This is a genomic window from Pseudomonas sp. UME65, assembly GCF_014170225.1.
Lineage (GTDB): Bacteria > Pseudomonadota > Gammaproteobacteria > Pseudomonadales > Pseudomonadaceae > Aquipseudomonas > Aquipseudomonas protegens.
On record NZ_LZZQ01000004.1, the window covers coordinates 210294 to 224135 of the forward strand.

A 13842-nucleotide genomic window follows, 5' to 3' on the forward strand; every position below is an offset into this window, starting at 1 on the left:
GGATTCTTGTTTCTGGGGCCCCTTGCCGGGCCTTGGCTTGGGCATTTTGTTGCGGTTTTTGTTTCGGATTGTATACAGTGCCTGCTTCGAGGCGCATGGCCCGGCAGCAGTCGGCCAAGGCTCGCCTCTCGCCCTGCGAAAGGAGCCCGCGGCATGAGCGGCAGAACGCTACGTATTCATTCCTCCGCGATCCACTATTTCGACATGGTCCGGCGCTGCCGCTCGATCCGCGAGGCTGCCCGGCGCTTGAATGTCGCGTCCTCGGCAGTGAACCGGCAGATTCTCAAGATCGAGGACGAGATCGGCGCGCCGCTGTTCGAGCGCTTGCCCGGCGGCCTGCGCCTGACCATGGCCGGGGAGATTCTCAGCCGTCACGCCAACCTGGTGTTGCAGGACCTGGAGCGGGTACGCCTGGAGTTCGACGCCTTGCGCGGCCTGAAAAGCGGCCACGTCGAGATCGCCACCGCCGAAGGTGCCACGGTGGATCTGCTGCCCTCGGTGCTCAAGCGCATGCGTGATCACTACCCGCAAGTGACCATCGGTGTGACCGTGCAGGGTTCGCAATCCATTCCCCAGGCCCTGATCAACAGCCGCGCCGACCTGGGCCTGGCCTTTGCTGTGCCACGGGCCGCGGAAATCCGCCAGTTGAGTGTCGGGCATTTCCGCCTCGGGGCGCTGGTCAGTCCGGACCACCCGCTGGCCGAGCGCGGCAGCGTCAATTTCGCCACCTGTGCCGAGCACGGGCTGATCCTGGCCAAGAGCGAGCTGTCGATCCATCACCTGCTGGCGCCGCTGCACAAGCGTCTGGGCCTGCTGGACAAACCGCCGCTGCAGAGCAACTCCATGGAGCTGGCGCGGCAGATGGCCCGGCACAACATGGGGGTGGCGTTCCAGACCCGGGTCGGGGTCGAGGCGGATCTGCAAAAGGGCGAGCTGTTGCATATTCCCCTGAGCGACCAGGGCGGCATCTACAGCGACCTGGGGCTTTACGCCCGCAGCGGGCGCGACCTGCCCAGCGCGGTGGAGGCGCTGGCGCATTTGCTCAGTGAGGAGATCGCTCTTCGCGAACGGGCCGAGCGCGCCTTCGGCCAGCCGGTGCTCTGAGTCCGGCCTCCTGGGCCTGTGTTGCCATTTCGGCAGCGCCCTGGTCGATATTCTGTGCTTTGGGCGCTGTAGCGCTTGTGTCGATACTGCGTGCGGTCGGCAGCCAGCGAAGCTGCCTAAAGCCACACCGCCACAGGACATAATAAAAATGAAAAAGGCACTACAAGGCGCAACCCTGCTGATGAGCATGATCGGAGCAGGGGAAGCGGCCGCCCTCGAGTGGATGAACAACAGCGTCGGCTTTCGATACGGCAAGGAGTTCACCAACCCGAACAACCCGCACTACATCAGCAAGCGCATCTACAGCTTCACCCACGCCAGCGGTTACCAGTACGGCAGCAACTACCTGCACCTGGATGTGCTGCTCTCCGACAACGACGACCCGCGCAAGGGCACCAACAAGGGCAGCAGCGAGGTCTACGGGGTCTATCGCCACCAGCTCTATTCCTCCCGGGTATTGGACACGCCGCTGGGCACCGGCCTGATCAAGGACTACGCGCTGACCATGGGTTTTGACGCCAGCCGCAACAACAACCTGGGGTCGGCGAAAAAGCGTGCCCTGGTCTTCGGCCCGACCCTTAAGTTCAACACCGTCGGGGTGCTGGACCTGAGCCTGCTGTACTACAAGGAAAACAACCATTCCGGGATCCCCGGGGCCAAGGACCCGGATCACACCTTCGACGACACCTACCTGCTCAACCTGGCCTGGATGCGACCTTTCGAAGTCGGCACCCACGCTGCCAAGTTCCAGGGTTTCGTCAACTACACCGGGGAGAAGGGCCACGACTACAACTACCGCGACACTGCCCCTGAAACCCTGATGCGTACCTCGTTGATGGTGGCAGTGCTGCCGGGCAAGAACGTCAAGCCCAACCTGTATCTGGGTGTCGGCTACGAGTACTGGCACAACAAGTTCGGGGTGGACGGCGGCCGTGGCAGCCGCACCTCGACACCGACCCTGAACATGGAAGTGACCTTCTAGGCTCGCCCGCAGTCCGGGCCTGGATGCAGGCAAAAAAATCCCCCGTACGCGTCTGGCGAACGGGGGATTTTCATTTTCCGGGGTTAGCGCTGGTGGACCTGCTGGCCGGCGGCAAAGGTCTGCAGCACGGTGCGATCGTCGCCCAGGGTCATCAGCACGAACAGGGTTTCGGCAATGCTGTTGGCTTGCTTGAGGCGGTAGCTGAGCAGCGGAGTGGCGTGGTAGTCGAGGACCAGGAAGTCGGCGTCGGTGCCCGGATGCAGGGTGCCGATCTTGTCTTCCAGGCGCAGGGCCCGGGCGCCGCCGAGGGTGGCCAGATACAGCGACTTGAACGGGCTCAGGCGCGCGCCTTGCAGTTGCATGACCTTGTAGGCCTCGTTGAGGGTCTGCAGCAGCGAGAAGCTGGTGCCGCCACCGACGTCGGTGCCCAGGCCGACATTGAGCTTGTGCTTTTCCGCCATCGGCAGGTTGAACAGGCCGCTGCCGAGAAAGAAGTTCGAGGTGGGGCAGAAGGCCACGGCCGAACCGGTTTCAGCCAGGCGTGCGCATTCGTCGTCGCACAGGTGCACGCCGTGGGCGAACACCGAACGCTCGCCGAGCAACTGGTAGTGGTCGTACACGTCCAGGTAACCCTTGCGCTCCGGGAACAGCTCCTTGACCCATTGGATTTCCTGCAGGTTCTCACTGATGTGGGTCTGCATGTAGAGGTCGGGGTATTCGGTCAGCAACTGGCCGGCCAGGGTCAGTTGCTCCGGGGTGCTGGTGGGGGCGAAGCGCGGGGTGACTGCGTAGTGCAGGCGGCCTTTGCCGTGCCAGCGCTCGATCAGCGCCTTGCTTTCCTGGTAGCCGGATTCGGCGGTGTCGGTCAGGTAGTCCGGGGCATTGCGGTCCATCATCACCTTGCCGGCGATCATCCGCAGGTCAAGCTTCTCGGCGGCGGCAAAGAAGGCATTGACCGACTGCGGATGCACGCTGCCGAACACCAGGGCGGTGGTGGTGCCGTTGCGCAGCAGTTCCTTGATGAAGATGTCCGCCACTTCATTGGCGTGATCCGGGTCGGCGAACTGGCTTTCGCAGGGGAAGGTGTAGGTGTTGAGCCAGTCCAGCAACTGCTCGCCATAGGCGCCCACCATGCCGGTCTGCGGCAGGTGGATATGGGTGTCGATGAAGCCCGGTGTGATCAGGGCATCGGGATAGTGCTCGACCTGCACCCCGGCGGGCAGACCGGGCAGCAGTTCGCTGGCGTGGCCGAGGGCACTGATCCGGCCGTTTTCCACTACCAGCAGGCCGTCTTCGAAGTACTCATAGGAGGCTTCGATGCCGACTTCGGCCGGGTCGGCGATGCTGTGCAGGATGGCGGCACGGTAGGCTTTGCGAGTCAAAGGCATGGGGGATTCTCAGTGTGTGGCGTGTCAGTTTGCAGCCTGGCTGCGGCGTGATACCGGCAGCAGTTTGGCAATGGGTTCGGCACTGGCGCTGGGCTGGCCGAAATGGGCGTTATAGGTGGCGATGATCTCGCCGGCAATGGAGATGGCGATTTCCACAGGCAACTTGCCTTTGACTTCGCCGAGCCCCATCGGGCAGCGCATGCGCTGCAAGGTTTCGGCGTCGAAACCGCGGTCACGCAGGCGGTGTTCGAACTTGACCCGTTTGGTCCTCGAGCCGATCAGGCCGAAATAGGTGAAATCGTTGCGCTTGAGCAGGGCCGCGGTCAACTCCAGGTCCAGCTGGTGATTATGGGTCATGACGATGCAATAGCTGCCGGCGGGCAGGTTGTCGATTTCGTCCACCGGTTCTTCGCTGACGATCTTGCGTACTCCAGGGGGGATCTGCTCGGGAAACTCCTGCTCCCGGGAATCGATCCAGCGTACCCGGCAGGGCAGGCTGGCAAGCAGTGGCACCAGCGCGCGGCCGACATGCCCGGCACCGAACACGGCGATCTGCGCCTGCACCTGGCCCATGGGTTCGAACAGCAGCACCGTGGCACCGCCGCAGCACTGACCGAGGCTGGCGCCGAGGCTGAAGCGCTGCAGATGGGTCGCCTGCTTGCCGGCAGCGAGCATGTCCCGGGCGATCTGCATGGCCTTGTATTCCAGGTGCCCGCCGCCAATGGTGTCGAAGGCCTGGGTGGCGCTGACCACCATTTTCGAGCCGGCATTGCGCGGCGTCGAGCCGAGCTCCTCGATGATGGTCACCAGCACGCAGGGTTCACCCTGGGTCTGCAGGTCGGCGAGGGCGCTGATCCAGTTGTACATGTTCACCTCGACATCTTGGTTGTCTGTGTGGGCCTCTTCCTCGGCAAGCCGGCTCCTGCAGGAGCCGGCTTGCCGACGCGGGCCGTTACAGCGGCGCCAGCTCGGCTTGCTGATCCGTGGTCCTGGTCACTTGCAAGCGACGCATCTGCTCGCAGCCCCACAACACTCGCTCCGGTGTCGCCGGCGCATCGATCTGCGGCTGGTGGCGGTAGTCGCCGAGGCTCGCCACCGCATCCTTGATCGCGCACCAGGCGGCGATACCCAGCATGAACGGCGGTTCGCCCACGGCCTTGGAATGGAACACCGTGTCTTCCGGGTTCTTGCGGTTTTCCACCAGCTTGACTCGCAGGTCCAGGGGCATGTCGGCCACTGCCGGGATCTTGTAGCTGGCCGGGCCGCAGGTCATCAGCTTGCCCTTGGTGTTCCACACCAGTTCCTCGGTGGTCAGCCAGCCCATGCCCTGGATGTAGCCGCCCTCGACCTGGCCGATGTCGATGGCCGGGTTCAGCGAGGCGCCGACGTCATGCAGGATGTCGGTGCGCAGCATCTTGTACTCGCCGGTCAGGGTGTCGACTATCACCTCGGCGCAGGCCGCGCCGAAGGCGAAGTAGTAGAACGGCCGGCCCCGGGCCTGGGCACGGTCGTAGTAGATTTTCGGGGTCTTGTAGAAGCCGGTGCTGGAGAGCGACACCTGGGCAAAATAGGCCTGCTGGATCAGTTCCTCGAAGGTCAGGATATGCTCGCGGACACGCACATGGCCGTTGTGGAATTCCACATCTTCTTCGCTGACCTGATACTTGCGCGCGGCAAATTCCACCAGGCGGTTCTTGATGGTTTGCGCCGCGTTCTGCGCGGCCTTGCCGTTTAGGTCGGCACCACTGGAAGCGGCGGTGGGCGAGGTATTGGGCACCTTGTCGGTATTGGTGGCGGTGATCTGCACCCGGTCGATGTTCACCTGGAACACCTCGGCCACCACTTGCGCCACCTTGATGTTCAGGCCCTGGCCCATTTCGGTGCCGCCGTGGTTCAGGTGGATGCTGCCGTCGGTGTAGACATGGATCAGCGCGCCGGCCTGGTTGAGGAAGCTGGCGGTGAAGGAAATGCCGAATTTCACCGGGGTCAGTGCCAGGCCCTTTTTCAGGATCGGGCTGTTGGCGTTGTACAGGCGGATGGCTTCGCGGCGCTCGGCGTACTGGCTGCTGGCTTCCAGTTCGGCGGTCATTTCCTCGAGCATGTTGTGCTCGACGGTCTGGTAGTAGTGGGTGACGTTGCGCTCGGTCTTGCCGTAGTAGTTGGCCTTGCGTACCGCCAGAGGGTCCAGGTGCAGATGGCGGGCGATGGCGTCCATCACCTCCTCGATGGCGACCATGCCCTGCGGGCCACCGAAGCCGCGATAGGCAGTGTTCGACGCAGTGTTGGTCTTGCAGCGGTGGCCGTTGATGGTGGCATCGCCCAGGTAGTACGAGTTGTCGGAGTGGAACATGGCACGGTCGACGATGGATGCCGAGAGGTCCGGTGAACAGCCGCAGTTGCCCGCCAGTTCCAGCTGGATGCCGTGCAGGCGCCCGCTGCTGTCGAAGCCCACGTCGTATTCGACGTAGAAAGGGTGGCGCTTGCCGGTCATCAGCATGTCTTCGACCCGTGGCAGGCGCATCTTGGTCGGCTGGCCGGTCAGGCGTGCCACCACCGCGCACAGGCAGGCGGGGCTGGCGGCCTGGGTTTCCTTGCCGCCGAAGCCGCCGCCCATGCGCCGCATGTCCACCACTATCTTGTTCATCGAGACGTCCAGCACTTCCGCCACCAGCTTCTGCACTTCGGTGGGGTTCTGGGTCGAGCAGTAGACGATCATGCCGCCGTCTTCGGTGGGCATCACCGAGGAGATCTGGGTTTCCAGGTAGAAGTGTTCCTGGCCGCCGATGTGCAGCGTGCCCTGGATGCGGTGCTCGGCACTGGCCAGGGCGCTGGCCGAGTCGCCGCGCTGGTGGGTGTGGCTGTCCAGCACGAAGTGGCGCTTGCGCAGGGCCTCGACCACGTCGAGCACCGGCTCCAGGTCTTCGTATTCGATGATCGCGGCCATGGCCGCCTTGCGCGCGGTTTCCAGGTCCCTGGCGGCCACCGCCAGCACCGGCTGGCCGACGAACTCCACGGTGTCGATGGCCAGCAGCGGGTCGCCGGGCAGCAGCGGGCCGATATCCTTGAGGCCGGGAATGTCCTCGTGGGTAATGGCGATGCGCACGCCTTCGAAGGCGTAGCAGGGGGCGGTGTCGATGCTGATGACCTTGGCGTGGGCCCGATCCGACAGTCGCGCGTAGACGTGCAACTGGTTGGGGAATTCCAGGCGGTCGTCGATGTACACCGCTTCGCCGGACACATGTTTGTCGGCGCTGTCGTGCTTGACGCTGCGGCCGACGCCGCTGGTCAGGTCCTGGTGAAACAGGGCCGTGAGTTCGGCCTGGGTCTTCTCGACCTTGTGATGATTAGACATAAGCGGTCACCCGGGTCTCGATGTGCGGTGCATGCAGTTCGATGAAGTATTTGCGCAGCAGGTTCTGCGCGCTCAGCAGGCGGTATTCCTTGCTGGCGCGAAAATCCGAGAGCGGGGTGAAGTCTTCTGCCAGGGCGGCGCAGGCCCGCTCGATGCTCGATTGATTCCAGGGCGCGCCGATCAGTGCGGCTTCGCAGCTCTTGGCGCGCTTGGGGATCGCCGCCATGCCGCCGAAGGCGATGCGCGCATCGCTGACCACGCCGTTGTCGATGCGCAGGTTGAAAGCCGCGCAGACCGCGGAAATGTCGTCGTCCAGGCGCTTGGAGACCTTGTAGGCGCGGAACAGCCGTTCGGCGCTGGCCCGGGGCACGATGATCTTCTCGATGAACTCGCTTTCCTGGCGGGCGGTGACCCGGTAATCGATGAAATAGTCTTCCAGGGCCAGGGTGCGGCGCACTTCGCCCTTGCACAGGACGATCTGCGCGCCCAGGGCAATCAGCAGCGGCGGCGAGTCGCCGATGGGCGAGGCGTTGCCGATGTTGCCGCCCAGGGTGCCCTGGTTGCGGATCTGCAGCGAGGCGAAGCGCTGCAGCAGTTCGCCGAAGTCCGGGTACTCGGCGCGCAGGGCGTCGTAGCAGTCGGTGAGGGCGGTGGCGGCGCCGATTTCCAGGCGATCGTCGAAGTGCTCGATGCGCTTCATCTGGGCAATGTTGCCGACGTAGATCATCACCGGCAGGGTGCGGTGGAACTGGGTCACCTCCAGGGCCAGGTCGGTGCCGCCGGCCAGCAGCCGGGCTTGCGGGTAGGCGTCATAAAGGTCGGCCAGATCGGCCACCGTCAGCGGCACCAGGCAGCGCTTGTCGCCACTGTTGAGCTCACCGGTGTCCTTGGGCGCAATGGCCTTGAGGCGGCTGATTGTCTCGGCCTGGCGCGCATCGAACTGATCGCTCTGCCCACCACAGCAGGCCTGCTCGGCGGCGGCGAGGATCGGCCGGTAGCCAGTGCAGCGGCAGAGGTTGCCGGCCAGGGCTTCAAGGGCCTTGTTGGCGTCGGGCTGGCTGCTGTTTTTCTGCAGGGCGAACAGCGACATGACGAAGCCCGGGGTGCAGAAGCCGCACTGCGAGCCGTGGCAGTCGACCATGGCCTGCTGCACGCTGTGCAGTTGCCCCTGGTGCTTGAGGCCTTCGACGCTGATCAGGTGCTTGCCGTGCAGGGAGGAAACGAAGGTCAGGCACGAATTGAGGCTGCGATAGCGAATGCTTTCGCCGCCTTGCGCATCCGTCTGCAACTCGCCCACCACCACGGTGCAGGCGCCGCAGTCGCCGCTGGCGCAGCCTTCCTTGGTGCCGGGCTTGCCCAGGTGCTCGCGCAGATAGTTGAGCACGGTCAGGTTGGGGTCCAGGGCATGCTCGCTACGGAGTTCCTGGTTGAGTAAAAACTGGATCACGGAAGGCCTCGCAGACTCATTATTGTTGTTAACCGACGTCAGCCGAATTTAGTCATGTCTGACTTTTCGGTCAATGATTTTCTGACTTCAAGGTCAGGAAATTTTTGACTCCAACAATTCAAGTATGAACGGCTATGGAAAATTGCTCGGATCACGGTCAATTTGCTTATTTCGTGCCAAATTCCGCCCCTTGGGCACTCCGCGATGAAGTGGCAATTGCGCTACACTGCGCGGCTTGTGCCGATTAAAGATTTTGAAGGAAAACCATGACGTTCAAGGCGCCGGACAGCCTCGCCGAGCAAATTGCTCACCACCTCGCCGAACGTATCATTCGCGGGGATCTCAAGCCTGGGGAGCGCATTCAGGAACAGAAGGTCACCTTGGCCCTCAATGTCAGCCGTGGTTCGGTCCGCGAGGCCTTGCTGATCCTCGAGCGCCGCCATCTGATCGCCATCCTGCCGCGCCGTGGTGCCCATGTGACCGAGCTCACCGAGCACAAGGTCCGCAGCCTGTGCACGCTGATGAGCGAGCTGTACATCCTGCTGGGCAACTCGGTGGCCAGCGGCTGGACACAGCAGAGCGACATGACGCCATTCCTGCAGATCCAGCAGCGCCTGGAGAGTGCCTACGAACGCCAGGACATCCGCGCCTTCGTCGAAGACAGCTTCAGCGTGATGCGCGCGGCCTATCCGTTCGCCAACAACCCCTACCTGCAGGAGACTGTCGAGAACCTGCAGCCGGCCATGAGTCGCGCCTATTACCTGGCGCTGGACCAGCGCAAGGCGTCCATGAGCGAGTACCTGGCGTTGTTCGAGCAATTGCTGGCCGCGGTATTGGCCCGTGACCTGGTGCAGATCCGCCAGGTGCTGACGGCCTACGCCGAGCGCAGCAGCGATCTGGTGGTATCTGCGTTGGCGGATGCGTAAACGTGCGACTCAAGTGCATCAAGCTGGCGGGGTTCAAGTCCTTCGTCGATCCGACCACGGTGAACTTCCCCAGTAACATGGCGGCTGTGGTCGGGCCCAATGGCTGCGGCAAGTCGAACATCATCGACGCCGTGCGCTGGGTCATGGGCGAAAGTTCGGCGAAGAACCTGCGCGGCGAGTCGATGACCGACGTCATCTTCAACGGCTCCACCAGCCGCAAGCCGGTGAGCCAGGCCAGCATCGAACTGGTGTTCGACAACTCCGATGGCACCCTGGTGGGCGAGTACGCCGCCTATGCGGAAATCTCCATTCGCCGCAAGGTGACCCGAGACAGCCAGAACAGTTATTTCCTCAACGGCGCCAAATGTCGCCGTCGGGATATCACCGACATCTTCCTCGGCACCGGCCTGGGGCCACGCAGCTACTCGATCATCGAGCAGGGCATGATCTCCAAGCTGATCGAAGCCAAGCCCGAGGATTTGCGCAACTTCATCGAGGAAGCCGCGGGCATCTCCAAATACAAGGAGCGCCGGCGCGAGACGGAAAACCGCATCCGCCGCACCCACGAGAATCTCGCCCGCCTGACCGACCTGCGCGAAGAGCTGGAGCGTCAGCTCGAACGCTTGCATCGCCAGGCCCAGGCCGCCGAGAAGTATCAGGAGTACAAGGCCGAGGAGCGCCAGCTCAAGGCGCAACTGTCGGCTCTGCGCTGGCAGGCATTGAATGAACAGGTGGGCCAGCGCGAGTCGGTGATCGGTAGCCAGGAAGTCAGTTTCGAGGCCCTGGTGGCCGAGCAGCGCAATGCCGATGCCGCCATCGAACGCTTTCGTGACGGGCACCACGAGCTCTCCGAACGCTTCAATCTGGTGCAGGGGCGCTTCTATTCGGTGGGCGGTGACATCGCCCGGGTCGAGCAGAGCATCCAGCATGGCCAGCAGCGCCTGCGGCAGTTGCAGGACGACCTCAAGGAAGCCGAGCGCGCGCGCCTGGAAACCGAGTCGCACCTGGGGCACGACCGCACTTTGCTGGCGACCCTGGGGGAAGAACTGGCGATGCTCGAGCCCGAGCAGGAAGTCACCGCCGCCGCAGCCGAAGAAGCCGCCGCGACCCTGGAAGAAGCCGAAACCACCATGCACGGCTGGCAGGAGCAGTGGGACGCCTTCAACCTGAGTTCCGCGGAACCGCGGCGCCAGGCGGAAGTGCAGCAGTCACGCATCCAGCAGCTCGAAGGCAGCATGGAGCGGCTGTCCGAGCGCCAGCGGCGCCTGGGCGAGGAGCGCGAGTTGCTTTCGGCCGACCCGGAAGATGCGGCGATCCTCGAACTCAACGAACAACTGGCCGCCAGTGAGGCGACCCTGGAAGACCTGCAAGCCAGCGAGGAGTCCCAGGTCGAGCGCCTGGAACAACTGCGCCAGCAATTGCAGCAGGCGACCCAGGCACAGCAGCAGGCCCAGGGTGAATTGCAGCGCCTCAATGGCCGGCTGGCCTCCCTGGAAGCCTTGCAGCAGGCCGCGCTGGACCCCGCTACTGGCACTGCTGAATGGTTGCGTGAGCAGCAGTTGGCCGAGCGTCCGCGCCTGGCCGATGGCATGCATGTGGAAGCGGGCTGGGAGCTGGCGGTGGAAACCGTGCTTGGCGCCGATCTGCAGGCGGTGCTGGTGGACGATTTTACCGGCCTTGACCTCGCGGGTTTCCAGCAAGGCGATCTGCGCCTGCTGAGCCAGCAAGGCGATGCAATGCGCATCCCCGGCAGCCTGCTGGACAAGGTGGAATCCACGGTGGATCTGTCGCCTTGGCTGGGTCAGGTCAAACCGGTGGAAAACCTCGAACAGGCCCTGGCCTTGCGGGGGCAACTGGCTGCCGGACAGAGCCTGATCAGCCGCGATGGCTACTGGGTCGGCCGGCATTTTTTGCGGGTGCGCCGAGCCAGCGAAGCGGAAAGCGGCGTGCTGGCCCGGGGTCAGGAAATCCAGCAATTGACCCAGGAGCGCGATGAGCGCGAAGCCAGTGTCGAGGCCCTGGAAAGCCAGTTGCTCAACTTGCGGGCCCAGCAGCGCCAGCAGGAGAACGGTCGCGAGCATCTGCGCCGTCTGCTGCAGGACGAAGCCCGCCAGCAAGGTGAGCTGAAGGCCAAGCTGTCTGCCGGCAAGGCCAAGGCCGAACAACTGACCTTGCGGCGTACCCGTCTCGATGAAGAGCTGGTGGAGCTTGGCGAACAGCGCGAGCTGGAACACGAACAGATTGGGGAGGCGCGCCTGCAATTGCAGGACGCTCTCGACAGCATGGCCCTGGACACCGAGCAGCGTGAGCTGCTGCTGGCCCAGCGCGACAGCCTGCGCGAGCGTCTTGACCGGGTGCGCCAGGAAGCGCGCCAGCACAAGGATCACGCCCACCAGTTGGCAGTGCGCATGGGCTCGCTCAAGGCCCAGCACGATTCCACCCGGCAGGCTCTGGAGCGTCTGGAGCTGCAATCCGAGCGTCTGACCGAGAAGCGCGAACAACTCAGCCTCAATCTGGAAGAAGGCGAGGCGCCATTGGAAGAGTTGCGCCTGAAGCTCGAAGAGCTGCTGGAAAAGCGCATGACCGTGGATGTGGAGCTCAAGACCGCGCAGATCGCCCTGGAAGATGCCGACCGCGAACTGCGCGATGCCGAGAAGCGCCGCAACCAGGCCGAGCAGCAGTCGCAGTTGATTCGTGGCCAGTTGGAGCAGCAGCGCATGGAATGGCAAGCCCTGACCGTGCGCCGCAAGACCTTGCAGGAGCAACTGCTGGCCGACGGCTACGACCTGGACGGCGTGCTGGCGACCCTGACCGCAGAAGCCAGCGAGCAGGCCGCCGAAGAAGAGCTGGAACGGATTGCCGCACGGATCCAGCGCCTGGGCGCAATCAACCTGGCGGCCATCGACGAGTATCAGCAGCAGTCCGAGCGCAAGCGCTATCTGGATGCCCAGGACGCCGACCTGGTGGAGGCCCTGGAAACCCTGGAGAACGTGATCCGCAAGATCGACAAGGAAACCCGTAATCGATTCAAAGATACCTTTGATCAGATCAACGGTGGTTTGCAGGCACTCTTTCCAAAAGTTTTCGGTGGCGGCAGCGCTTATTTGGAACTGACGGGCGAAGATCTACTCGATACAGGGGTAACGATCATGGCGCGTCCTCCGGGCAAGAAGAACAGCACCATTCATTTGCTCTCCGGTGGCGAAAAGGCATTGACCGCATTGGCCCTGGTATTTGCCATCTTCAAGTTGAACCCGGCGCCGTTCTGCATGCTCGACGAAGTTGACGCACCGCTGGATGACGCTAACGTTGGACGCTACGCGAGATTGGTTAAAGAGATGTCGCAGACCGTGCAGTTCATCTATATCACCCACAACAAGATCGCCATGGAAATGGCTGATCAGTTGATGGGGGTAACGATGCACGAACCCGGTTGTTCGCGCCTGGTAGCCGTGGATGTCGAGGAGGCGATGGCGATGGTGGACGCTTGAGTCCGGGCGACTGAGGCGACTGTAGGGGGCAAGTAGGGGGGATTTTTCCCATTACCCAGCTGGCCAATCGATATATTGGCCCTAGCCGTTGCGACAGACGGTGTAAAGTTGCCTTTGGTCGTGCTAGTTTAATGTCAATTTTTCCTATGCGTGGGCAAAACGCCATTCAGAACATAGAGTTGGCGCCACGTTTTAAAGCGGTTTGCAGATTGTAAACCCCTTATTTTTCAGCATTTTTTATAGAGGCACGGGATTACATGGAAATCGGTCTGCGCGAGTGGCTGATCGTCATCGGCATTATTGTTATCGCCGGTATTCTTTTTGATGGCTGGCGGCGTATGCGCGGCGGCAAGGGGAAGTTGAAGTTCCGTCTTGATCGAAGTCTTTCCAATCTGCCGGACGATGAAGGCAGTGCCGAGCTGCTGGGCCCGCCCCGCGTTCTGGATACCCATAAAGAGCCGCAGCTGGACGAGCATGACCTGCCGTCGGTCAGCATGCCTGCCCGCGAACCGCGGGAAAGCTCTTCGTCCAAGCGCGGCAAGCGCGGTGGCGAGCCGCATCAGGGCGACCTCAACCTGGACCTGGATCTGGACAGTGGCCCGAGCTTCAGCAGCCGCGACGATGATTTCCCGGCCGAGGAAAGCAAGTCCGCGAGCCACAGCGACAAGGACCAGCCGCAAGCCGAAGAAGTGCTGGTGATCAGCGTGATCTGCCGCGACGCTGCCGGCTTCAAGGGGCCGGCCCTGTTGCAGAACATCCTGGAAAGCGGCCTGCGTTTTGGCGAGATGGATATTTTCCACCGCCACGAAAGCATGGCTGGCAACGGCGAGGTGCTGTTCTCCATGGCCAACGCGGTCAAGCCGGGCGTGTTCGACCTGGACGATATCGACCACTTCAGCACCCCGGCTGTCAGCTTCTTCCTCGGCCTGCCGGGCCCGCGTCACCCCAAGCAAGCCTTCGACGTGATGGTGGCGGCGGCGCGCAAGTTGTCTCAGGAACTCAATGGCGAGCTCAAGGACGATCAACGCAGCGTCCTGACTGCCCAGACCATCGAACACTACCGCCAGCGCATCGTCGAATTCGAACGCCGCGCCCTGACCCAAAAGCGCTAAGCTCCTGAAGCCAGCCCCTCCATGTAGGGGCTGGCTTGTA

9 protein-coding genes are annotated in these 13842 nt (G+C 63.0%); 5 read left to right on the forward strand and 4 right to left on the reverse strand.

The genetic code is table 11. The annotated features are described in order from the left end of the window. The first annotated feature begins 153 nt into the window (after positions 1-153). Together A9971_RS02110 and A9971_RS02115 are read left to right on the forward strand one after the other, a co-directional pair. Complete coding sequence (locus A9971_RS02110; RefSeq protein ID WP_015634765.1) at positions 154-1104, forward strand: LysR family transcriptional regulator; 951 nt, start codon at positions 154-156, stop codon at positions 1102-1104. A 148-nt stretch (positions 1105-1252) separates the two neighbouring features. Further along, the gene (locus A9971_RS02115; RefSeq protein ID WP_015634766.1) at positions 1253-2086 is read left to right on the forward strand and encodes a hypothetical protein; all 834 of its coding nucleotides are present in this window, start codon (positions 1253-1255) and stop codon (positions 2084-2086) included. Positions 2087-2169: 83 nt separating this feature from the next. Here the strand turns inward: A9971_RS02115 and guaD are convergent, their stop codons facing one another. The 4 genes from guaD to xdhA form a co-directional block, all read right to left on the reverse strand. Next, a complete protein-coding gene (gene guaD, locus A9971_RS02120) occupies positions 2170-3474 on the reverse strand; it encodes a guanine deaminase (protein ID WP_041116876.1) in 1305 nt (434 codons plus the stop codon). Between the two features lie 24 nt (positions 3475-3498). Then, entirely contained in the window at positions 3499-4341 is an 843-nt protein-coding gene (gene xdhC / locus A9971_RS02125; RefSeq protein WP_183000800.1) for a xanthine dehydrogenase accessory protein XdhC, read from the reverse strand. Positions 4342-4426: 85 nt separating this feature from the next. After that, positions 4427-6826: a xanthine dehydrogenase molybdopterin binding subunit gene (gene xdhB, locus A9971_RS02130; RefSeq protein ID WP_183000801.1), complete on the reverse strand. Its 2400-nt coding sequence runs from the start codon at positions 6824-6826 to the stop codon at positions 4427-4429. Further along, entirely contained in the window at positions 6819-8273 is a 1455-nt protein-coding gene (xdhA, locus tag A9971_RS02135; RefSeq protein ID WP_183000802.1) for a xanthine dehydrogenase small subunit, read from the reverse strand. The genes xdhB and xdhA overlap by 8 nt, the downstream gene beginning before the upstream one ends. Positions 8274-8539: 266 nt before the next feature. On the opposite strand from xdhA, the gene A9971_RS02140 reads away from it, so the two are divergent. The 3 genes from A9971_RS02140 to zipA all read left to right on the forward strand — a co-directional run bounded on the left by A9971_RS02140 (position 8540) and on the right by zipA (position 13802). Further along, the gene (locus A9971_RS02140) at positions 8540-9199 is read left to right on the forward strand and encodes a GntR family transcriptional regulator (RefSeq protein ID WP_011060210.1); all 660 of its coding nucleotides are present in this window, start codon (positions 8540-8542) and stop codon (positions 9197-9199) included. A 2-nt stretch (positions 9200-9201) separates the two neighbouring features. Further along, positions 9202-12690: a chromosome segregation protein SMC gene (gene smc / locus A9971_RS02145; RefSeq protein ID WP_053157085.1), complete on the forward strand. Its 3489-nt coding sequence runs from the start codon at positions 9202-9204 to the stop codon at positions 12688-12690. 257 nt (positions 12691-12947) lie between these two features. Next, positions 12948-13802 carry a cell division protein ZipA gene (zipA, locus tag A9971_RS02150; protein WP_047284900.1) on the forward strand — a complete coding sequence of 285 codons (855 nt, stop codon included), beginning with the start codon at positions 12948-12950 and terminating at the stop codon, positions 13800-13802. The last annotated feature ends 40 nt before the right edge of the window (positions 13803-13842 follow it).